This is a genomic window from Metasolibacillus sp. FSL K6-0083, from assembly GCF_038630865.1.
Taxonomy (GTDB): Bacteria; Bacillota; Bacilli; order Bacillales_A; family Planococcaceae; genus Metasolibacillus; species Metasolibacillus fluoroglycofenilyticus.
Genome location: NZ_CP152046.1, coordinates 411,054 through 433,617, shown reverse-complemented (window position 1 = coordinate 433,617; position 22,564 = coordinate 411,054). Strand labels below are relative to the sequence as shown.

Annotated in this window: 21 protein-coding genes; 2 read left to right on the top strand and 19 right to left on the bottom strand. The window is 39.3% G+C overall.

Annotated features, from left to right (window positions below; translation table 11 throughout):
* Positions 1-45 precede the first annotated feature (45 nt).
* From MHB51_RS01975 to MHB51_RS01955, 5 genes are all read right to left on the bottom strand, one after another.
* Positions 46-1,368 carry a dihydrolipoamide acetyltransferase family protein gene (locus tag MHB51_RS01975; RefSeq protein WP_342558863.1) on the bottom strand — a complete coding sequence of 441 codons (1,323 nt, stop codon included), beginning with the start codon at positions 1,366-1,368 and terminating at the stop codon, positions 46-48.
* 12 nt (positions 1,369-1,380) lie between these two features.
* On the bottom strand, positions 1,381-2,364 hold the full coding sequence (locus MHB51_RS01970; protein WP_066162743.1) for an alpha-ketoacid dehydrogenase subunit beta: 984 nt from the start codon (positions 2,362-2,364) through the stop codon (positions 1,381-1,383).
* A complete protein-coding gene (locus tag MHB51_RS01965; protein WP_066164366.1) occupies positions 2,364-3,362 on the bottom strand; it encodes a thiamine pyrophosphate-dependent dehydrogenase E1 component subunit alpha in 999 nt (332 codons plus the stop codon). Before MHB51_RS01965 ends, MHB51_RS01970 begins: the two co-directional genes overlap by 1 nt.
* Positions 3,363-3,468: 106 nt before the next feature.
* Positions 3,469-4,890: a dihydrolipoyl dehydrogenase gene (lpdA, locus tag MHB51_RS01960; protein WP_107942830.1), complete on the bottom strand. Its 1,422-nt coding sequence runs from the start codon at positions 4,888-4,890 to the stop codon at positions 3,469-3,471.
* Between the two features lie 69 nt (positions 4,891-4,959).
* Positions 4,960-6,054: a Glu/Leu/Phe/Val dehydrogenase gene (locus MHB51_RS01955; RefSeq protein ID WP_066162737.1), complete on the bottom strand. Its 1,095-nt coding sequence runs from the start codon at positions 6,052-6,054 to the stop codon at positions 4,960-4,962.
* A 292-nt stretch (positions 6,055-6,346) separates the two neighbouring features.
* Between MHB51_RS01955 and MHB51_RS01950 the strand changes: the two genes are divergently transcribed.
* Positions 6,347-6,580, top strand: a complete 234-nt coding sequence (locus tag MHB51_RS01950; protein ID WP_066162735.1) for a DUF2627 domain-containing protein — start codon at positions 6,347-6,349, stop codon at positions 6,578-6,580.
* Positions 6,581-6,743: 163 nt separating this feature from the next.
* Here the strand turns inward: MHB51_RS01950 and MHB51_RS01945 are convergent, their stop codons facing one another.
* The 13 genes from MHB51_RS01945 to nusB form a co-directional block, all read right to left on the bottom strand.
* Entirely contained in the window at positions 6,744-7,454 is a 711-nt protein-coding gene (locus MHB51_RS01945; protein ID WP_066162732.1) for a glycerophosphodiester phosphodiesterase family protein, read from the bottom strand.
* Positions 7,455-9,026, bottom strand: coding sequence for a FapA family protein (locus tag MHB51_RS01940; protein WP_342558862.1), 1,572 nt, complete (start codon positions 9,024-9,026; stop codon positions 7,455-7,457). It abuts the gene before it with no gap.
* Positions 9,027-9,505: 479 nt separating this feature from the next.
* Positions 9,506-10,303 (bottom strand): sporulation transcription factor Spo0A, encoded by a 798-nt coding sequence (spo0A, locus tag MHB51_RS01935; protein ID WP_342558861.1) that lies wholly within the window; start codon positions 10,301-10,303, stop codon positions 9,506-9,508.
* A gap of 316 nt (positions 10,304-10,619) precedes the next feature.
* Positions 10,620-11,546: a SpoIVB peptidase S55 domain-containing protein gene (locus MHB51_RS01930; RefSeq protein WP_342558860.1), complete on the bottom strand. Its 927-nt coding sequence runs from the start codon at positions 11,544-11,546 to the stop codon at positions 10,620-10,622.
* Positions 11,547-11,823: 277 nt separating this feature from the next.
* Positions 11,824-13,515: a DNA repair protein RecN gene (recN, locus tag MHB51_RS01925; RefSeq protein WP_107942833.1), complete on the bottom strand. Its 1,692-nt coding sequence runs from the start codon at positions 13,513-13,515 to the stop codon at positions 11,824-11,826.
* Between the two features lie 13 nt (positions 13,516-13,528).
* Positions 13,529-13,978: a transcriptional regulator ArgR gene (gene argR / locus MHB51_RS01920; protein WP_066162719.1), complete on the bottom strand. Its 450-nt coding sequence runs from the start codon at positions 13,976-13,978 to the stop codon at positions 13,529-13,531.
* Positions 13,979-14,147: 169 nt separating this feature from the next.
* Complete coding sequence (locus tag MHB51_RS01915) at positions 14,148-14,972, bottom strand: TlyA family RNA methyltransferase (protein WP_342558859.1); 825 nt, start codon at positions 14,970-14,972, stop codon at positions 14,148-14,150.
* Entirely contained in the window at positions 14,969-16,870 is a 1,902-nt protein-coding gene (gene dxs / locus MHB51_RS01910) for a 1-deoxy-D-xylulose-5-phosphate synthase (RefSeq protein WP_342558858.1), read from the bottom strand. Before dxs ends, MHB51_RS01915 begins: the two co-directional genes overlap by 4 nt.
* Positions 16,871-17,211: 341 nt before the next feature.
* A complete protein-coding gene (locus tag MHB51_RS01905; protein WP_342559455.1) occupies positions 17,212-18,087 on the bottom strand; it encodes a polyprenyl synthetase family protein in 876 nt (291 codons plus the stop codon).
* 3 nt (positions 18,088-18,090) lie between these two features.
* A complete protein-coding gene (xseB, locus tag MHB51_RS01900; RefSeq protein WP_066162712.1) occupies positions 18,091-18,318 on the bottom strand; it encodes an exodeoxyribonuclease VII small subunit in 228 nt (75 codons plus the stop codon).
* Positions 18,311-19,672: an exodeoxyribonuclease VII large subunit gene (gene xseA, locus MHB51_RS01895; protein WP_342558857.1), complete on the bottom strand. Its 1,362-nt coding sequence runs from the start codon at positions 19,670-19,672 to the stop codon at positions 18,311-18,313. Before xseA ends, xseB begins: the two co-directional genes overlap by 8 nt.
* Before the next feature lie 246 nt (positions 19,673-19,918).
* Entirely contained in the window at positions 19,919-20,767 is an 849-nt protein-coding gene (gene folD / locus MHB51_RS01890) for a bifunctional methylenetetrahydrofolate dehydrogenase/methenyltetrahydrofolate cyclohydrolase FolD (protein WP_342558856.1), read from the bottom strand.
* Between the two features lie 21 nt (positions 20,768-20,788).
* Positions 20,789-21,175 carry a transcription antitermination factor NusB gene (gene nusB / locus MHB51_RS01885; RefSeq protein WP_066162702.1) on the bottom strand — a complete coding sequence of 129 codons (387 nt, stop codon included), beginning with the start codon at positions 21,173-21,175 and terminating at the stop codon, positions 20,789-20,791.
* Between the two features lie 212 nt (positions 21,176-21,387).
* On the opposite strand from nusB, the gene MHB51_RS01880 reads away from it, so the two are divergent.
* The gene (locus MHB51_RS01880; protein ID WP_107942836.1) at positions 21,388-22,011 is read left to right on the top strand and encodes a hypothetical protein; all 624 of its coding nucleotides are present in this window, start codon (positions 21,388-21,390) and stop codon (positions 22,009-22,011) included.
* 317 nt (positions 22,012-22,328) lie between these two features.
* Here the strand turns inward: MHB51_RS01880 and MHB51_RS01875 are convergent, their stop codons facing one another.
* The gene (locus tag MHB51_RS01875; RefSeq protein WP_161485049.1) at positions 22,329-22,472 is read right to left on the bottom strand and encodes a sigma factor; all 144 of its coding nucleotides are present in this window, start codon (positions 22,470-22,472) and stop codon (positions 22,329-22,331) included.
* Positions 22,473-22,564: the final 92 nt, after the last annotated feature.

Below are 22,564 nucleotides of genomic sequence, written 5' to 3'. Positions count from 1 at the left end.
GGAAAAATCAAAGAAAGCCCGCTCTGGCGGGCTTTCTAGCAGATGTCAGTAGACTGACATCGTCTCTTTATTAACATTTTCGAGTATTTCTTTTACTCTATTTAGAAATTTTCCGCAAACAAGTCCATCTAAAACTCGATGGTCTAATGATAAACATAAATTCACCATATCACGAGCAGCGAACATATTTCCATCCATAATCACAGGGCGCTTGACAATTGCTTCCACTTGCAAAATCGCTGCCTGCGGATAATTAATAATCCCCATTGATTGAACTGAGCCGAATGAGCCTGTGTTATTAACTGTAAATGTACCGCCTTGCATATGCTCAGAGCGCAGCTTACCTGTACGCACTAGCTGAGACAATTCGTGAATTTCACGCGCGATTCCTTTAACCGACTTTTCATCGACATTTTTAATAACCGGTACGAATAAAGCATCCTCTGTTGCAACAGCAATTGATAAATTGATATCTTTTTTCTGGATGATTTTATCGCCAGCCCACATTGAATTCATCATCGGGAATTCCTTCAACGCTTGGCTCACTGCTTTCATAAAGAAGGCAAAATACGTTAAATTAAAGCCCTCATTGCGCTTGAACTCATTTTTAATAGAATCACGGTACGCAACTAAATTTGTCACGTCCACCTCCATCATCATCCAAGCGTGTGGTGCTTCGTGCTTACTACGTAGCATATTGTTTGCAATAGCACGACGCACCGCCGTCACAGGAATTTCTACATCGCCAGCAGCGGTTGGAACCGCTGGTGCTGCTGAGGCTTGTACTTGTTGCTGGGCAGGTGCTTGCTCCGCTGATGGTGTTGATGCTACTTCCGTTTGCGCTGGCGCAGTTGGAATTTGACCTGACGCAATAATTGCCTGTAAATCTTTACGTGTAATGCGTCCGCCTACACCGCTGCCTGTCACTAATGATAAATCAATATTATGCTCTGCCGCTAATGTTAACACGGCAGGTGAATAGCGTGCTTTATCACGCGGTGCCTTTTCCTCCTGCTGTGCGGCAGGCTTTGCTTGCGCTTGTGGCTCCTCCTTATGCTGCACACCGGCATTTAAAATAGCCGAGCTAACATTCGATGTTTTTTCTGCTGGTGGGGCAGCCACCTCACCTTCGACCTCAATTGTACAAACAATTGCACCGACAGGTAATGTTTCTCCCTCATTGGCAATTAACTCGCCGACGATACCAGCAAATGAGGATGGAATTTCTGCATTTACTTTGTCAGTATTCACTTCTGCTAATGGATCGTACTTATTCACTTTATCACCAGGCTTTACAAGCCAGCGCTCGATTGTTCCCTCCGTTACACTTTCACCTAACTGAGGCATTACGATATTTTGAATAGCCATTGTTACCCCTCCTTAAAATGCAGCAAGCTCGCGCATTGCTTGCTCAACTTTATCAGGATTAATCATGAAAAACTTCTCCATTGTCGGCGCGTAAGGCATTGCAGGAACGTCTGGTCCCGCAAGGCGCTTAATCGGTGCGTCTAGCTCAAATAAGCAATGCTCCGCAATAATTGCTGATACCTCACTCATAATGCTGCCTTCCATATTATCTTCTGTTACAAGCAATACTTTACCTGTTTTACTTGCCGCTTCAATAATCGCTTCCTTGTCTAATGGATAGACCGTGCGCAAATCTAAAATATGCGCTTCGATACCGTCTGCTGCCAAGCGCTCTGCCGCCTGCAATGCAAAATGAACAGCTAAGCCGTAAGTGATTACTGTGATGTCATCACCTTCGCGCTTCACATCAGCTTTTCCGATAGGTAATGTATAATCATCTGTCGGCACTTCCCCTTTAATTAAACGATAAGCACGCTTATGCTCGAAAAATAGCACAGGATCCTCATCGCGAATCGCAGCCTTTAATAAACCTTTCGCATCGTAAGGAGTAGATGGGATAACGATTTTTAAGCCTGGTGTATTGGCGAACATCGCTTCTACCGACTGAGAATGATAAAGTGCTCCGTGTATGCCGCCACCAAATGGTGCACGCACAACGAGTGGGCATGACCAATCGTTGTTTGAGCGATAACGAATTTTGGCTGCCTCGGAAACAATTTGGTTCACAGCAGGCATAATGAAATCAGCAAATTGCATTTCTGCGATTGGACGCATCCCATACATTGCTGCTCCAATTGCTACACCAGCAATGGCACTTTCTGCTAAAGGTGTATCTAAAACACGGTACTCTCCAAATTGGTTGTAAAGCCCTGTTGTTGCTTTAAATACGCCACCCTTTCGTCCAACGTCTTCCCCTAGAACGAAAACACGCTCATCGCGTTCCATTTCTTCCTTCATTGCTAAATTGATTGCATCAATATAAGAAATAACAGCCATTATTCGCCACCCTCCTCAGCATAAACATATTTCAATGCGTGCTCTGGCTTCGCATACGGTGCCGCCTCCGCGTAATCTGTTGCTTCATTCACAATTACCGCTACTTTGGCGTTTAATTCCTCAAATGTTTCAGTTGTCGCCACACCCATTTCAAGTAAATAGTTTTCAAATAGTAGTAACGGGTCGTTTGCCTTGCCTTCTGCAATATCTTCTGCCGTTCGATATTGGCGATCATCATCATCCGAGGAGTGTGCTGTTAAGCGATATGTCACCGCTTCAATTAAGCTTGGACCTTCCCCACGTCTTGCACGGTCTGCCGCCTCTTTAATAACTTTATAAACTTCAAGCGGATTTTTTCCGTCCACTGTAACACCCGGCATACCATAGCCGATACCGCGATCAGACACTTTGGCACAGCCAAGTTGGCGCTCAACAGGTACTGAAATCGCATATTGGTTATTTTCTACCATAATAATAACTGGTAGCTTATGCACGCCTGCAAAGTTAGCTCCTTCATGGAAGTCACCCTGGTTGGATGAGCCTTCTCCTAGCGTAACGAATGTGATGAAGTCTTTCTCTTGAATTTTCCCTGCAAGCGCTACACCTACCGCGTGCGGCACCTGTGTCGTTACAGGGGAAGAACCTGTTAAAATACGATTTTTCTTTTGGCCGAAATGCCCCGGCATTTGGCGACCGCCAGAGTTTGGGTCTTCCGCCTTAGCAAATGCTGATAGCATTAAATCCTTTGCCGTCATTCCAAAATGTAATACAACGCCCATATCACGATAATACGGCGCAATATAATCTTTTGTATTATCTAAAGCAAATGCTGCTCCAACTTGAGCTGCCTCTTGTCCTTGACAGGAAATAACAAAAGGTATTTTCCCTGCGCGGTTTAATAGCCACATACGCTCATCAATACGTCTTGCCAAAAGCATTGTCTCATACATTTTAAGTACATCTTCATTTGTTAATCCAAGGTCTTCGTGTTTTAACATACGAACATCCCCTTTCGTCGCTTCATTTTCAATATGCTTTTGCAACTAAAAAAGCATTACGATTTATAGCATTATTATATCCTATGATTTTTGCATACATGCTAGTTTAGAAATGAATGGCTTTCCCTTCCACTGCTAATGCAGCTTCACCGATAATTTCACTTAATGATGGATGCGGATGAATCGTTTGTGAGATTTCCCAAGGGCTTGCATCAAGCAATAAAGCAAGCGCAGATTCTGAAATCATATCCGTCACATGTGGACCAATCATATGGACACCTAATAAATCATTTGTTTTGCTATCCGCAATCATTTTTACAAAGCCTTCAGCATCCCCGTGCACAAGTGCTTTGCCAATTGCTTTGAATGGGAATTTTGCCACTTTTACTTCAAAGCCCTGCTCCTTCGCCTGTGCCTCTGTTAAACCAACACTTGACGCTTCAGGGTAAGAGTAAATGCAACGCGCAACATTTGGATAATGGATTGCAGTCGTCTTATGTCTTGCAATATGCTCTACCGCAATGATGCCTTCGTGTGATGCAACATGTGCAAGCTGCATTCCACCAATCACATCGCCAATTGCATAAATATGACTTTCCTTCGTTTGGTAGTTGTCATTTACTTGTATATAAGAGCGCTCTGTTACGATTTCTGTGTTTTCTAAGCCAATTCCTTCACTATTCGCTGTGCGCCCTACACTTACTAGCATTTTTTCTGCGCTGTACGTCTCTGTCTTATCACCTGAAGTTGCTGCAATTGACACTTGCTCACCTACCGATAATGTATCTGTCTGCATGCGGGCATTGACAACGATTTGAACGCCTCGCTTTGTCAGCGCCTTCGTCATTTCTTTGGCTATATCAGCATCCTCTGTTGGTAAAATTCGTTCCCCGTACTCTAAAACAGTTACATCGACACCGAAATCACAAAGCATTGATGCCCATTCGATACCTATTACGCCACCACCGACAATTAATATAGAAGAAGGCAGTGCCTCAAGCTCTAGCGCATGGTCAGAATTTAATATACGCTCTCCGTCAACAGGAATCCCTTCCAACATTGCTGGCTTTGAGCCGGTTGCGATAATCACATTTGTTGGTACGAGCATTTCGTTTTCGCCACCGTCAGCTAGCTCAACAGAAATCGTTCCAGGCATCGGAGAAAATATAGAAGGGCCTAATATGCGACCTGTGCCATAATAAACATCTATTTTTCCTTTTTTCATTAAGCCTTCAATACCCGATTGCAATGTTTTAATAATCGTATTTTTTCGATTTTGTACTTTATCAAATTGTAGCTTTACGCCCTCAACCTCGATACCAAAGGATTCGCTATCCTTTGCCGTACGATAAACTTCAGCGCTTCTTAATAATGCCTTACTTGGGATACAGCCTTTATGTAGGCACGTACCACCCAGCTTTGCCTGCTCAACAATCGCTGTTTTTAAACCGAGCTGTGCTGCACGAATTGCAGCAACATAGCCACCAGTTCCTCCACCTAAAATGACAACATCATACTCCTGTGCCATGAAAACATCCCCCTTTTTACAAAAAAGGAAGCAAAGATTGTCTTTACCTCCTTTTTTCGCCTTTAATGCTTAACGACCATTTAAAATGTTTTTTTCATTGCGTAAAAACTGACTACGAGATTTCGCAACACGCGCAATACGATCTTCTGCAAGTTTATTAGCAGCTAGGTATGTCGGTACATCTTGTTCTTTTGAAATTGTTAATATTTTTGAAATGCTATCATAAATTGTTTCCACACGCTTCATTGCACGCTCACGGTTATAGCCGTACAGTTCATCCGCTACGTTGATTACCCCGCCAGCATTGATTACATAATCAGGTGCGTAAATAATGCCTTTTTCATGTAAAATTTGACCATGTCGTGACTCTTGAAGCTGATTGTTCGCTGAGCCAGCAATCACTTTTGCTTTTAGTTGTGGAATCGTTTCATCATTAATAATAGCACCTAATGCACATGGTGAGAAAATATCTACATCTTGTTTATAAATATCTGCTGGGTCAACTGCGGTTGCACCGAACGCTTCTACAACGCGCTCAACAGCAGCTTTATTAATATCTGTAACAACTAATTTTGCGCCATCTTTATGTAAATACTCACATAGTTTGTACGCCACGTTTCCTAACCCTTGTACCGCAATTGTACGCCCTTCAAGCGCATCAACCCCAAACGCTTCCTTCGCGGCTGCTTTAATCCCTAAGTAGACGCCATATGCAGTGACAGGAGATGGGTTACCTGATGAACCAAATGCAGGTGAAATACCTGTTACATAATTTGTTTCTTCATGAATTAAATCCATGTCAGTTACTGTCGTCCCAACATCTTCCGCTGTAATATAACGACCGTTTAAGCCTTGGATAAAGCGACCTAATGCACGGAACATCTCCTCATTTTTATCTTTAAATGGGTCGCCGATAATAACCGTTTTTCCTCCACCTAAATTTAAGCCTGCTGCTGCATTTTTGTAAGTCATACCACGCGCTAGTCGCAGCGCATCCTCAATTGCATCCTCTTCAGATGCATACGTCCACATACGTGATCCACCGAGTGCTGGTCCTAGCGTCGTATCATGGATTGCAATAATTGCCTTTAAGCCCGACTCCTTGTCTTGACAAAAAACGAGTTGTTCATAATCATACTTTTCCATGTACTTAAAGATTTCCATTGCATATTCCCCTTTCAACTAAAAGAAAGCGTTTACTTTCTCGTATAATGTATTTTTTTCTAATTAGTTCACAAATTCGCCATGAAAAATACATTTATTTTCACTGCTTATTTTTACAATACGTTCAAATTCACTTTTAAGCAACAATTATTATGCAATCCATAATAATTAAGAATTTTCTAACTATTCTAATAGTGCTAGAACATGGCGAAAACAGTACAATTCCGCCTGTTTTCTTGACAATCTCATAGGTGGTTGTACAATTAGAAGGATAGAGTTGGGAGGTAGGAAAATGGCTCGAATGGCTGCATTTATTGTGCTACTAATTCCTGGATTAATGGCAGCTGCTGGAATAAAATTGATGCGCGATACATTATTTGGTGTGTTAATATCTCCAATTCCTTGGATTTGGCTTCAATTTGTTATTGGCGTTGCTTTATTTTTAATAGGCTTCGGCTTTTTTGCAGGCTTCTTACTACACCGTGACCGTAAAAAAGGAAAAGTATCTGAGCGCTGGCAAAAGTAAAATGGAACTTTCATAAATTTAGGGCTAGCTAAAAATTCTTTTTAACTAGCCCTAAATTCTATATATCAATAGTGGTTTTTTCTAGACTATTCATAGGTACAATACCTAGCAATCCTTAAAAGGTGTGACAAAGCGAGTTTTTATTTGCTTTTTCACACCTTATTTAACCCCCTTTTTCACTTACAATATCCGGATAATCCGTAATCCAACCTACAACGACAGGGTGTGGCTGCGTGATAAAAGATTCCTTGCCCGTTATACTATAAAAGCGCATACTTTTGCCTGCATATTCACATGCTTTTAAATAACTGCGCCTATAATACTTTTTATGGGCATGAATGGCATCGATATGCGGTAAGCTATCTAGCTTTCCCCAATCGAATTTTTTCGTTACTAAAAGTGCCGTTTCAATATCAGGTCGATATTTTTTCACCATAATAAGTAATTGCTCATGAAACGATGAAAAATGACTATTTTTAGGAAGTTCAATTGTTTTTAGCAAGGCAATTAGCGCATCATAATTACTCGTTAACGACTCTTTAAGCTCAATATTAAGGGCAACTCTTTCAATAAGTGCCCATTTAATAACATCTTGTAATAATGGCATTCGTTTCGCTGAAAAAATACGTGAAAAACGCTTACCTAAGCGGTAATTTTGTAATTCTGCTAGAGTACAGTCCTGCACAAGACGATTAATACCTGTTAAACGCTTTATATTATTATCGTGAAAAACTATTAATTGCCCATCTTTTGAGCATTGCACATCCAATTCAATCCCATTCGCCCCAAGCTTTAACGCTTTTCGGAATGCCTCCATCGTATTCTCAAGCTCATACGCAGAAGCCCCTCTATGCGCGTAGATTGGCATGCCCATCTATACGTTCAACTCCCCTGATTCCAATAAAAATGTACCATTCGTCATTTTTGTTAAAAGTGAAGATTTTTTACCAATTTGAATATAGGTACCCGGGTATGCTTCTTTCGTAATTTTAATTTCTTCTTTTCCAGCATTGTGTAAATTATTAATATTGACCTTTATTTCATAATCTAAGTTAGATACATATTTCTTTAATGCCGCAATTTTCTGTTTAACTTGCTCTACAACAGCGGCTTGCTGACTGTTTAATGTACTTTGCGTTGATAAAATTCTTTGTAATTGCGTTTCATACTTCGCTATTTCATCTTGCTCATTTTTTAATAACTTCGCTTTTTCCTGAATTATCGCTTGTAGCTCTTTTTTATTAAATGTATTAATAATGAGTTCTGTGCGGCGCTCCAAGTGATTGCCAGAAATAGCGGATATAATAACATCTTTCGCTATCGCTGTGCCACCTATAATTTTTCCCTTACGCTCATCTAATAAAATTGAATTTGCAGTTAAATTTGAGCCTAGTGCATAAAATCCAATATGAATATCACCATTTGCCCTTAAATTCGCTTCGTTCACATGCTTAATATATATATTTCCCGCTGCCTCTATTTCTGTTTCTCCCAAGCCAAAAACACCACCGCGAATATATATATCACCCTCTAATGAACGAATCAGCTTTGCACCAGATAGACCTTCCGATGACTCAATCGAAATATCACCTTTCGCTATAACGGAAAAGCCGCTTTGCACCGTCCCCCGAATTGTTAAGGAGCCTTGGAAGTCTATATTGCCTGTTTCAACACCAACATCATTATTAACTGATAAATGGTGATTAATCGTTAGCTGACCTTGCACCTGACCGAGTGCCCCTGCATATTTAGAGCGCAGAACTGTTTTTCCGTCCTCTTCCACCTCATATGCGGCTTTGCGGTCATAGCGCAAAGAGGCATCTTTCCCAGGTGCTGCTGCTATTACTTCGCCATAAATTGTTTTTCCGTCAATCCCCGGCTGTGCTGGTATCTTTTCACCTAACCAGCTATCCTCATGTATTTCAAAAATAAAGTTCATCTCATAGTAATCGGCTTTTCCATCTTCTCGAATAACTGGTTTGCGCTCAGGTATTTCTAAATATGTAGTTTTCGCATCCTCACCTTTAATTGCTGGTGTACCTTGTGCAATTAAATATGCTTTTGCTGGAACTATTTCATCTATTAGAATCGGTTGAATACCATGAATAATCCTTTTTTCCTGTAAAAGTCTTTCAATTTCTGCTACAAACTGTTCCCTATTTTGACGTAGCGTATCCACTGTCTCATAAATAAAAAGCGAGGCAGACATGTTGTCACGTGCAACCTCAATTTCAATGCTAGGTAACCATATGCCAATTTCAATAGCATTATTATTTTCTGTGCTTAATACATTTTTCAATACAGCAAAATTAGTAAGCTTGACACGTGGTAGCGATCTTAGAATAGTATCAAAGTCCTTTAAAGGAAAACCAGATTTTATCGTTCGAATAAATACCTTGCCATTTTGCTCTGTCATTTCAAAAAAGTCATTCGTAAAAATAGTCACAAAATTCCCCCTTTCCCTCTTATTTAGTATATACAATAAACAGGCATTTGTTTAGTTTGTTTTCCAAAATGCTCAATTCAGTAGAATTTTGTTAATTTTATTGCATTTATTCGCTTTTCACTACAAAATAAACAAATAAAATACTCAAATTACTCTAAATTAATACAAAAAATAGGTTAGGTCTTTAGAACTGTTTTATTCTATCTTTAGTACACATTTAGCCTTTTATTAAAATATTCCGATATTAAAAAGCAATTTTATGAAATATTCTAATTTCATAAAGAATAGCATCTTTTTTGCGAGCATGGCCCCAGTAATTTTCCCACTTGCATATTCAGATAAGAAGTTAAAATAAAGTGCAAAAAAGGTGCGAGAAAAGATAAAACTTTTCCACACCTATTTTAAAATTAATTTGAAATGCTCGACTATTGTTTTGTTAATGACTTACTATTTATTGGTCTAGAATTAGTACGCTACTTTTAACTCGCCACAATTTCAATGCGAATTTTATCAGCAATCATGGCGATAAATTCCGAGTTTGTTGGCTTTGATTTTAGATGGTGAACCGTGTAGCCAAACATTTCGGAAATCGATTCGTAATTGCCTCTGTTCCACGCCACTTCAATCGCATGGCGAATGGCACGCTCTACGCGCGAAGGCGTTGTATTGAATTTTTGTGCGATATCTGGATACAAAATTTTAGTTACAGAGCTGAGGAGCTCAATATCGTAATAAACCATTTGAATGGCTTCACGTAAATATACATAGCCTTTAATATGTGCAGGTACACCAATTTCCTTAATAATTGCAGTAATTGTCGTATCAAGCTGACGCTGGTCTACTTTTTTTGCCTCTTTAGGCTGTAATACACTTGTGCGTTGCTGCTTTGTCGGCTCAGGTATGTGCTTCGCGCATTGCAGGATTTTTTGTTCTAGTTGCTCGAATTCAAAAGGCTTTAGCATAAAGTAGGAAGCACCATAATTAACAGCTTGCTTCATCACATCTTCTTGTCCAAAGGCAGTCAGCATAATTACTTGCATATTAGCTAAACGCTCATCATTATACAGTGTCTCTAGCACAGCTAAGCCATCAAGATGAGGCATAATTATATCGAGCAGCAATACATCTGGTTGCTCCTCTTCTAGCATTTTAATACATACTTTACCATTTTGTGCAGTCGCAATTAATTCGATATTAGGATGATTTGTGAAATATGTTTCCATCGCTTTCAACAAATCTCGATTGTCATCTGCAATTGCTATTTTTACTTTTGACATCCATAAAGCCCCCTTAAATAATTTATTTCCACAGTTTCCCCTATAATTTCACCCCATAGATGATCAATTCGCTAATTTCTACTCGAAAGTTGCTACTATCATGTTGATTGGATTATGGAGCACCGCTTTTGAGTTTTCGACATAACTAATTAAAATCCTTTATTATGTATTAAAAATAAGTATGAGGTTATAGATATTCCTTATGCATTGACAAAAAGCTACTTTTTTCCACAAATTATTCTAGCCATCTTTTTCTATTTTAACCGAAATATTCGTAAAAGACTATACCCAAAGCATAGGTATAGTCTTTTAGTCCTTATTTCGGAGATTTTTTTAGCATTTCACCAATCGACAAAGCTGCTCCTTTTGCAGGATGTTCGACAAACATATGCGTTACCGCTCCTACAAAACGGTCATTTTGAATAATTGGACTGCCGCTCATCCCTTGCAAAATACCACCTGTTTTGCGCAGCAATTTAGGATCTGTCACACGAAACACAATATTCGCTCCATCAATTTTATCAATTGTAATGGTGAAAGCTTCAACTTTTTCTCCCTCAATTGCTGTTAACAATTGTGCCTCACCACGTTTTATTTCCGATTCATGCATAATTTCAATCGGTTGTCGCAAACTTTTTTGTAAACCTTGCTCCCATTCACCAAATACACCGTAGACATTGTTAAATAAAACATTTCCTAAACGCTTCTGTTCTTTGTTGACAATGGAAATTTTATAGCCAGGTTGACCAGGCTCACTTTTTTTCACTTGGGTAATGGAGGCTAAAAAAATGGCACCAGTAGTAAATGGAGGTGGCATTGTAAGAGCACTATCTACAATTTGATGTCCAAGTGCTCCGTATTCATTCGTTGTAGGATCAAGAAATGTGAGTGTTCCAATGCCATCTGTTTCATCTTTTAAAAAGGGCATCATATTGTTTATTTCTTCACTTGATAATTGTAAGACTTTTTCTTTATTGGCACGTTCGATACGTAGCTCTGCTTGCTCCTTAACCTCAGTAAGTTGACCAAGCTGATTGATTTCTTTTCCATCAATCGCGAGCACCTTATCACCTTGTTTAAGCCATTCGCCATTTGGTAAAAGTATATCATGTGATACATAAACAAATGGTAATTTTAACTGAATACCAATTGATTGCCCCATAGGTATTAGCTCTTTTGCTGATACTTGTATAGGTATTAAAATAAAAAAAACAATTAACAAAAGATTACGCAAATGGCACATTTTTATGTCACCTCCTTTCTTATCTTACCGATACTATGTGCGGACTTTTAATTAGTTATGAACGGTAAATATTTGTCGTTTAGGTGATAAAAAAATTGCGCCTCTTATCTATGCCTCTGACTGTGCCTTTTATATAAAATTGGGCTAAAAAATAATAAAAATTCTGCTTTATTTATCCATTCGGGAGAAGCTAATACTTGGGTAAAAAGGAAAAGGTTGTCTGAAAGCAAATGCGCTAGCCTGCTTTCAAACAACCTCTATTCAAACAATTCACTTGTTATTGCATTGCCTGTTTTCTTGCGTCCGCTATTTCTACAAGCTCTTGAGCATGCTGCAATGTTAAATCGGTAATTTCTGCACCGCTCATCATACGACTTACTTCCTCAATGCGTGCACGCTCTTTAATTTCTGTAACCGTAGTAAATGTTCTGTCATGCTCTACTTGCTTTTTAATTAAATAATGCTGATCTGCCATCGCAGCCACTTGCGGTAAATGAGAAATGCAGAGCACCTGTGAATGGATGGAAATCGCTGCGATTTTTTCAGCAATTGCTTGCGCAACACGCCCACTGACACCTGTATCTACCTCATCAAAAATAATGGATGTAATACCATTTGTTGAGGAGAAAATAGTCTTTAATGCAAGCATCATACGTGACAATTCACCACCAGATGCAATTTTCGGTAATGATTTAGGTGGTTCACCAACATTTGTCGCAATGTAAAATGCCACATAATCCTTACCATATGCATCAAATCCTTCAAGGGATTCGAATTTGACAATAAACTCTGCCTTTTCCATATGTAATACACGCAACTGTTCCATAATTGCTTCACTTAGTAATAAAGCTTGCTTTTTACGTATTTCAGTTAATGTGGAGGCTAGCTGTGTAAGTTCTTCCTCCATTTGACTTAAGCGCAATTCATTTTTTTGTATTGTTTCATCGCGATTCATCAATTGCATTAGCTCAGCCGCTATTTTATCATAATATGCTAAAATTTCTTCAACGGTTGTACCATATTTGCGCTTCATTGTTTGATATTGCGCTAAACGTTGCTCAACCTCGTTTAAACGTCCCGCATCAAATTCCAATTCGTCCAGCACATTTTTAATTTGATAGCTTGCATCCTGCAATGCATAAAAGCTCGTTGTCACTGCCTCAGTAGCCTCTTTAAAATGCTCATCTAATGAAACGATATCCTCCAGCGCTGACATCGCATTCCCTATATAATCTAAGCCATGCTGCTCTCCAGAAATCGCCTCATAGGCAATACTTGCACGTTCAAAGATTTTATGGAAGTTCATTAATCGCAAACGTTCCTCCATTAGCGCATCTTCTTCCCCGAGCTTTAATGCAGCTTCCTCTAGCTCATTCATTTGAAATTGATATAAATCAATGCGCTGTGCCATTCTTTGCTCATCTAAACTAAGCTCAGCCACTTCACGCTTTAAGCTACGATAAGCCTCATACTTCTCATTATATGCCGCTAAAAATGACGAAAGCTCTTCATAAGCGAAATGATCCAGTAAGTTGATATGCTGCTTTTCATCCATTAATTCTTGATTTTCATGCTGGCCATGTATATCAATAAGGCTACCACCAATCTCCCGTAACACGTTAGTTGGTACAAGCTTGCCATTGATGCGACAAACGCTTTTGCCATTATCATTAATATCACGACGCAAAATAATTGTGCCGTCCTCATATTCAATTCCGGCTTCGTCTAATTTTGCAAAGACAGGGTGATGGTCATCCATGATATGAAATAAGCCACCTAGCTCCGCTTTTCTAGCACCGTGGCGAATAAATTCATGGGAACCACGCCCACCGGCTAGCAAATGAACAGCATCAATGATAATGGACTTTCCTGCACCCGTTTCACCAGTTAAAACCGTTAACCCATCCGCAAAGCTCACTGTTAAATCATCTATAATCGCAAAGTTTCGAATACTTAGCTCTCTTAACAAGAAAACCCACCTCTTATAGCATGTCTAATAAACGTTCTTTAATCACTTCTCGGTCTGCCTCTGTACGACAAATTAGTAAAATTGTATCATCACCCGAAATAGTTCCTAATAGCTCATCCCAATCTAAATGATCAAGTAAGGAAGCGATTGCATTTGCATTTCCCGGCAATGCTTTAACAACTAGAAAATGTGACGCACCATCAATACTTACAAAAGCATCTGCTAACGCACGACGCAGCTTTTGAATTGGATTAAAGCGCTGATCTGCGGGCAGGCTATATTTATAACGACCATCTTGCATTGGCACTTTTACTAAATGAAGCTCTTTAATATCGCGCGACACAGTTGCCTGAGTGACATTATAACCTGCATTTTTCAAATGCAATACTAAATCATCCTGTGTTTCTATTTCATTATTTGTAATAATGTCACGAATTCGAATATGGCGTTGACCTTTATTCAATTCCCTCACCTCTTATGAATAATTATGTATTTGTATTAATAACACTACCATTTCATTCATAAAAGCACAAGAAAAATAGGCATTGGCAAATCAATTATGCGTGAGCATATTGGCACCCTTACCTATTTTAAATTTTAACCCCTATTAGCAAGATGAAAATGTGGTGCTTTTATTTAACCTTTAATTCGCGATGCGCTTGCTCCACAATTTGCTCAAAATGAACAAATGGAGCAATCGTTTCCCCCTCTTTCGGATTAGCGAGATGGAATAAAAATTCAATATTCCCTTCGCCACCTGTTATTGGTGAATAGGACGCATCCTTCACAACAAAACCGAGTTCCGTTGCTATAATAGCGGTGTTTTGAAGCACCTCTAAATGAATTTTCGGATCACGTACAATGCCCTTTTTACCGACATTTTCTTTCCCAGCCTCAAATTGAGGCTTGACTAATGCCATTACATCACCACCAGGTAATAATACCGTTTTCAGTACAGGCAAAATAAGTGACAAGGAAATAAAGGATACATCTATTGTCGCAAAATCAGGTAATCCTTCGGTTAAATCTTCCGGCTTTGTATAGCGAAAATTGGTTTTTTCCATTACTGTTACACGCTCATCAGAACGGATTTTCCACGCTAATTGGTTTGAACCTACATCTAGAGCATAGCAATGACGTGCGCCGTTTTGCAGCGCACAGTCCGTAAAACCACCTGTGGATGAGCCGATATCCAGCATTAATTTGCCTTCAACTGACATTTCAAATATTTCGAGGGCTTTTTCAAGCTTCAAACCACCTCTACTCACATATTTTAGCTGTGAGCCTTTCACTTGTAGCGGCGCATCAGTAGCAATTTTTTCTCCTGCTTTATCAATGCGTTCCTCGTTTGAATAAACAAGTCCTGCCATAATGGAGCGCTTTGCTTTTTCACGTGTTTCACAAAGCCCACGCTCCACTAATAAAATATCTACACGCTCTTTCGGTTGCTTCGTCATACCGTTTTTAAATCCTCTTGCTGCTTTAATTGAACAAGCTTTTGCAAACGACGAACCGCTTCCTCTGCTGTCACATGTATTTCAGCTAATAATTCATCTACATTGCCATGCTCAATAAATTCATCAGGTATACCGATGCGGTCAATAAATGTATTGTACTGATGCTCAGCAGCAAACTCTAAAACAGCGCTACCGAAGCCACCTTGCAATACAGCTTCCTCAATTGTTAATATTGGCATATTTTCTTGCATTAACTTATGCAAAATCGCCGTATCCAATGGCTTAATAAAACGTGCATTGATAATTTTCACGCTAATTCCTTTTTGCTGCATCGCCTCTGCCGCTTCAAACGCCATTGGGATTGTTGTACCGAATGTTAAAATTGCTACATCCGTTCCTTCGCGTAGCACTTCCCATGTGCCAATTGGAATCGCTACCATTTCCTCATCAAGCACTACACCAATGCCATTACCACGTGGATAACGTAGCGCAATTGGACCATCATTATATTCAAGCGCCGTTTTTACCATATGTTGCCCTTCATTTTCATCCTTCGGCATCATTAGTACGATGTTCGGGATATGACGTAAAAAGGCAATATCAAAGACACCTTGATGCGTTTCACCATCTGCTCCAACTAAACCAGCACGGTCAATGCCTATAAAGACATTTAAGTTTGGCCTTGCAATATCATGCAACACTTGGTCATAGGCGCGCTGTAAAAACGTTGAGTAAATAGCTAAAAACGGCTTCATTTCTTGCGTTGCAAGGCCTGCTGCCATCGTTGCTGCATGCTGTTCAGCAATCCCTACATCAAAGAAGCGTTGCGGGAAATCACGTTGAATACCTTCTAATTTAGAGCCAACAGGCATCGCCGGCGTAATCGTTACAATACGTTCATCTTCCCTCATACATTTGCGCACAGATTCCGCAATTAAGCTACTCCATGCAGGACCTGTTGTAGTAGATTTTACAAAAGCCCCTGTTTCCATTTTATATGGACCTGTTCCATGCCATGTACCAACGGTATCATCTTCTGCCGGCTTATAGCCTTTACCCTTTTTCGTAATAACATGCACTAATACAGGGCCATTTACTTTTTTCGCATAATCTAATGTTTTTTCAAGTGCCTCAAAATCATGCCCATCAATCGGCCCTAAATACTTAAAGCCTAGCTCCTCGAAAAAGACGCCTGACACTACTAAGTATTTTAAGCTATCTTTCACTTTTTCTGCAGTTTGTGCTAGCTTGCCACCGACAACTGGAATTTTATTCATTAAAGTCTCTAGCTCTTCTTTTGCTTTTGAATATTCCTTCGCTGTACGTAATCGACCTAACACATTATGCAGTGCACCAACATTTGGAGCAATCGACATTTCATTATCATTTAAAATAACAATCATATTCGTTTTTTCATGACCGATATGATTCAACGCCTCTAGTGCCATACCACCTGTTAAAGCACCATCACCAATAATTGGAATGACATAGTTATTATCCTTTTTAATATCTCGCGCAGCAGCCATACCCATCGCGGCTGATAAAGATGTTGAACTATGCCCTGTTTCCCACTCATCATGTTCGCTTTCAACACGTTTTGGGAATCCACATAAACCTTTAAATTGGCGTAATGTATCAAACTCTCCAGCACGTCCTGTTAATATTTTATGAACGTAAGCTTGATGCCCCACATCCCATAAAAATTTATCTTTCGGGCTATTAAACGTTTTATGCAACGCAATTGTTAGTTCTACAACACCTAAATTCGGCCCAATATGCCCTCCTGTTACGGAGCATTTTTCTATTAAAAATGAGCGAATATCTGAAGCTAATGCCTCAAGCTGCTGCTGATTTAATTTTTTCAAAAAGGATGGATTAGTTATTTTAGTTAAATCCACCTCATTCACACACCTTTACATTTATATATTCACCGTATTGTGATTTCTCTATTATAACAGCGTCCTCTGTCCATGTCATAAAATATGCTGTTTTTCCTATGAAACAACTCTTCCTGTCATAATACAATAAGCAATTGTTTCCTTGAAAACTAGAAAAACAGCTAGTATCTGTCATGAATGCTAACTAATATTGAAAACATGTTCTCTGTTTCAATATTTCCTCTACATCAATTACTTTTCTTATCTTCATCCCGCCATTTATAGAAGTGGGGAACTTCTATACCTGTCGCCTTGCTACTGATACTAAATAATTTGCTGTATCAAGTTAAAGCTTCATTGTACTATTTATTACGTTTCACAATATAGGTAGCCAAATCTCGCAGTACACGGCTGTCTCCAGATAAACGATTTAATGCGGCAAGCGCCAAAACAAAATGGTCGTTTAATTTTTCCTTTGCTCCTTCTAAAGTAAGCAATGCTGGGTACGTGCTTTTCTCGCTTGCAATATCTTTTCCTGCTGTTTTGCCAAGCTGCTCTGTCGTACCTTCAATATCTAAAATATCATCCTGAATTTGGAATGCTAAGCCAATGTGATGTGCGTACTCTACTAGTGCTGCGCGTTCTTCTGCTGTAGCACCTGATAAAACAGCTCCCGATTCAATGCTAAAGCGCAGTAGTGCACCCGTTTTATTCATATGCACTTGCTCAAGCTCTTGTAAATTTAATTGACGTTTTTCGCCATCCATATCCAACACTTGACCGCCAACCATGCCTTCTGCTCCTGCAGCCGCACTTAGTAAATCGATTAATTCAACTTTCACGTCATTTGCAACTGGCATGCGTGCTAAAATTCCGAAGCTTAAAGTATTCAATGCATCGCCAGCAAGCGTTGCTAATGCTTCCCCATAAACGATATGGTTCGTTGGTTTGCCTCTGCGCATATCATCATCATCCATACACGGTAAATCATCATGAATGAGCGAATATGTATGAATCATTTCAACACATGAGCCGACTGTATAAGCAGGGACAAAATCTGTTTTAAAATAATCGCAAACCGCAGCAACAAATAATGGACGAATTCTTTTTCCACCCGCTTTTAATGAATAAAGCATCGATTCCTTTAATTGTGCAGGTGCAACAATTTCCCCAACTAAATCATACATTCTGTTCTCAATAGCTGGTGTATGCGTTTCAATAAATGTTGTTAATGGCATCAATTAATTCTCTCCATTTCCCGTTTGAAATGGCTGTTTATTGCCATTTTCATCAACGATTGATATTAGCTGTTGTTCTGCATGCTGCAATTTATCATTACAAAACTTGGAATATTCCATACCCTTTTTATATAAATCAATGGCTTCCTCAAGGGGCACTTCGCCTTGCTCTAATTTTCGTACAATTTCCTCCAATTCAGTCATTGCTTGTGCAAATGTTAAATTATCCATCCGTCATTCCCCCTTTTTCTAGTTCGACGTTTGTCACCTTCGCATGCACAATCCCATCTTGGTAATGAATTTCAATCATATCATCAACTGTTAATTGGGCTGCATGCTGAATAAATTGCGCCTCCCGATACGTCACATTAAAGCCTTTTTCCATAATGGCTAAAGGATTTAACGCTGCAAGTGTTCGAATCGCCGCATGCAATTTTGATTTTTCATTACTTAATCTGAGCTGCATTGTGCGACTAAGCTCCACTTTCAGCTGCACTAATTTCTGCTGCTCTATTTGTAGCGCATTTTGTGGTGAAGAAAGCTGCATTTTAGTAAAAACTTTCTCTGCCTCATTGCGTTTTTTCAACATATAAACATGCATTGCTTGCTGTAGCTTCATATCGTTATGTGTCAAACGCTCAATAAAAGGTCGATACAATTTTTCAGGTGTTGCAAGCGGATATGATTGCTGATATTTCTGTAGACGATTTCTTTCAAAACGAAGTTGCGCTGTCACCATATGTTGCAGTCTAGCTACATTCGCTACAATGCGTTCCTTAAGCTCATGTTGGTTCGGTACAGCAAGCTCAGCTGCTGCCGTTGGTGTCGGCGCACGTAAATCTGCTACAAAATCCGCAATCGTTGTGTCTGTTTCATGTCCAACAGCGCTAATAATGGGAATTCGGCTTTCGAAAATAGCCCGCGCTACAATTTCTTCATTAAAAGCCCACAAATCCTCAATCGAGCCACCACCCCGCCCAACAATTAAAATATCACATTGCGCTAGTTTATTTGCCAATCTAATATTGCTGGCAATACTTGCGGCCGCACCAGCACCTTGCACAAGGGTTGGGTAAATACAAATTTCCGCCTGTGGATAACGTCGTCCGAGCGTCGTACAAATATCGCGAATTGCTGCACCAGTTGTTGCTGTCACAACCCCAACCGTTTTTGGGAAGGGCGGTAAAGGCTGTTTAAAATTCGGATTAAACAAGCCCTCTTTTTGCAAGGTATCTTTCAGTTGTTGGAACGCAATAAATAAACCGCCAACACCGTCTGGTTCCATTGTTTGTACATAAAGCTGGTAAACACCCGCTGTTTCATAGACGTTAACATCACCACGAATATAAACCATCATCCCTTCCTCGGGCTTAAAGGCTAGCTTTGTTGCTGCAGCGCGAAACATTGTTGCTTGAATGCGTGCCGCATCGTCTTTCAATGTAAAATAAATATGGCCAGAGCTATGAACTTTCACATTCGATAGTTCCCCCTTTACATATACTTCACGTAAATGGGGGTCTACATCAAATTTTCTTTTAATATATTTAGTCAATGCTTTAACAGTTAAATAAGAAGAGTTGCCCAAACTTACATCTCCCCTTTCTTATTTATTCATTTACCTTGTGTAGTTAATCGCGAAACATGCAAAAAATGGGGCTGTCTAGAAAGGAGCCCGCTTTCTAGCCAGCCAAAGCTTGTAGATTACATATTCGAATAGCAAGGGTTTCCTCTAAAGTTATATAAATTGCTACTATTCGCGGCGCAAAGGAGCTGTCTCAAATGCTGTTAGACAACTCCTTCTCATTCTTCATTGAAGATTTTAAATTTAACTTTACAATGTTTTTGCTGCTGCTTGTACTGTGTTTGCTAAAAGCATCGTAATTGTCATAGGGCCAACACCACCAGGTACTGGTGTAATATGTGAGGCTATACCATCTACTGCAGCAAAATCAACATCGCCGCATAAATGATTGTCCTCATCACGATTAATACCTACATCAATAACAACCGCGCCCTCCTTCACATGCTCTGCAGTAATAAAGTTGGCACGCCCTACTGCAGCGATTAGAATATCAGCCTGCTTTGTGAATGATGCTAAATCTGGTGTTTTAGAATGTGTATACGTAACTGTTGCATCCTTTTGTAGTAACAGTTGCCCCATTGGCTTTCCTACAATATGGCTACGTCCTACGATAACGGCATGCTTACCCGCCACATCGATTCCGCTAAATTCCAATAATTTCATTACTCCATAAGGCGTACATGGTAAATAAGTTTCTTGCCCAAGCATCATTTTTCCTACGCTAACTGGCGCAAAGCCATCAACATCTTTATTAGGAGAAATTGTCGCAATAACTGAATCTTCATTAATGTGCTTTGGTAATGGTAGCTGCACAAGAATGCCATGAATATCATTGCGCTCGTTTAATTGGCGAATATGTTCAAGTAACTCTTGCTCTGAGATTGATTCTGGCAAAGCAATTAGCTCTGAATACATACCGATTGCTTCACAAGATTTTTGTTTATTTGCTACATATGTTTTAGAAGCAGGATTATCTCCAACCAATACAACAGCTAAACCAGGTGCGATACCTTTTGCTTTTAATTCCTCCACTTGTTTTGCTACAGAGCTTCTAATTTCTTGACCAATTTCTTTTCCATTTATAATTGCACTTGACATACTACAGTTCCTCCCAATTCACTATGCTTGTTCTGTAAATTTCGAAAGCACACCATTTACAAATTTGCTTGATTTATCATCGCCAAATACTTTACACAATTCAATCGCTTCATTTAATACAACTCGGTTTGGTGTATCTGGCATAAATAACAATTCATAAACGGCTAAGCGTAATACTGTTCGTTCAATTTTCGGTAGACGATTTAATGTCCAATTTTCTAGTTTGTCGCTAAGCGCTGCATCAATTTTTTCTTTTTGCTCCGCAGTCCCACGCACCAATTGCTCAAAAAAAGCATTGGATGACTGTTCTTCTAGAACATGCCCGATCGCTTCTTCAATTGGCAGCTCCGTACTATCTAACTGAAATAGCACCTGCAATGCTTTTTGACGTGCATCATGTCGCTTCATGATAAAAACTCCTTCATTAATCAATTACATCTCTGCTAACCCACTTGTATCAAGATAACATTCCGTCTTATCATAGCATAATTTCCCTGTCATAGCACAGCTTGTTGTAAATTTTAAAAAATTAAAACGCTTTCATTTTGTCGATTACTTTTCAATGCTGTTAATGTTTGGCTTTATTTGTTAAAATAGTATCGTAACGAAGGAGGAGCAACATGTCATATACAGTTTTTCTTATATTGTTTGCAGTTGTTTTAGGATTGCTAGGTGGGATTTTTAACTTGCCGTTTTGGCTAATTATTGCAGCTATTTTTGGATTAAGTCTTATTCGAATTGGCTATATCTACTATATCGTTCAGCTTTCCCAAAATACGAAAACAATCCATGCATTTTTAGAAAAAAATAAAAAGCAGCTTGTTTATGAGTATGTTTTAGCAATTGGTAACGGCTCTGTCACTGAACAGAGAAGGATAATAGATGCCATATTAAAAAAATACCCATCACAGATGATGCAGGCTACATATAAAATGAATAGAGCACTATTAGAGCGAGATTACACACTTGCCATGCAGGAAATTCAGCCAATCACTGAAAAACCTCTTGGTCAATATTGCATCGCAATGATTTATGCCTTGCAAGGCAAGCACGAGCAAGCATTGCAAATCCCTCTAAAACATCCTTGGCAGAAAGCTCTCGTTGAAACCATTATCGCCCACAATGAGCAAGCGGCGAATTATGAGGACAAAAAGATGCAAGCAATTAGCCTGTCACGTGGGATTCAACGCTATATAAATACATATTTCTTGCGAGATTTGGAACAACAAAACGAAGCGGTCTGAAATTGATTTCAGACTGCTTCTTTTGACGCGTAATCATAGAGGCGAATATTTAATATATTAGCTTCACTATTCTTTTTCGTTTCAAATGCAACAAAACCCTTATTTCCACAATATTTATTTATACCTTTTCATTAAACATATATATTCTAACTTATGTATAGTATGTGGTGAATTTAGGTGCAAGCGAGATGTAAAATGATAAATGAAACACTTCTAGCAGGTATCCTAACAATGCGAATAAATGAAATCGAGCCGTTCATTTTGAACAGCTCGATTTGCTTTTCTTCGATATATAGCCCTTTTAGCATACATTGTGTTTAAAAGATTTCCTGTGTCGCATCTTCAGCATCTTGCTTATTTCTTAAGATGCCATAGCAATAGCGAAAAATTTTCGCATAATATTGTTGGAGAATTTGTTCCTTTGCATCCACTGCTTCGTCTTCGAATACATACGCCCCCACCTTTCTACTTAATAAGACAATTCACTGGAATGAAATGTGACATGATTAGTGAAAACAAGTGCTTTTTTTCTACGTATGACCTCCTCTTTTTA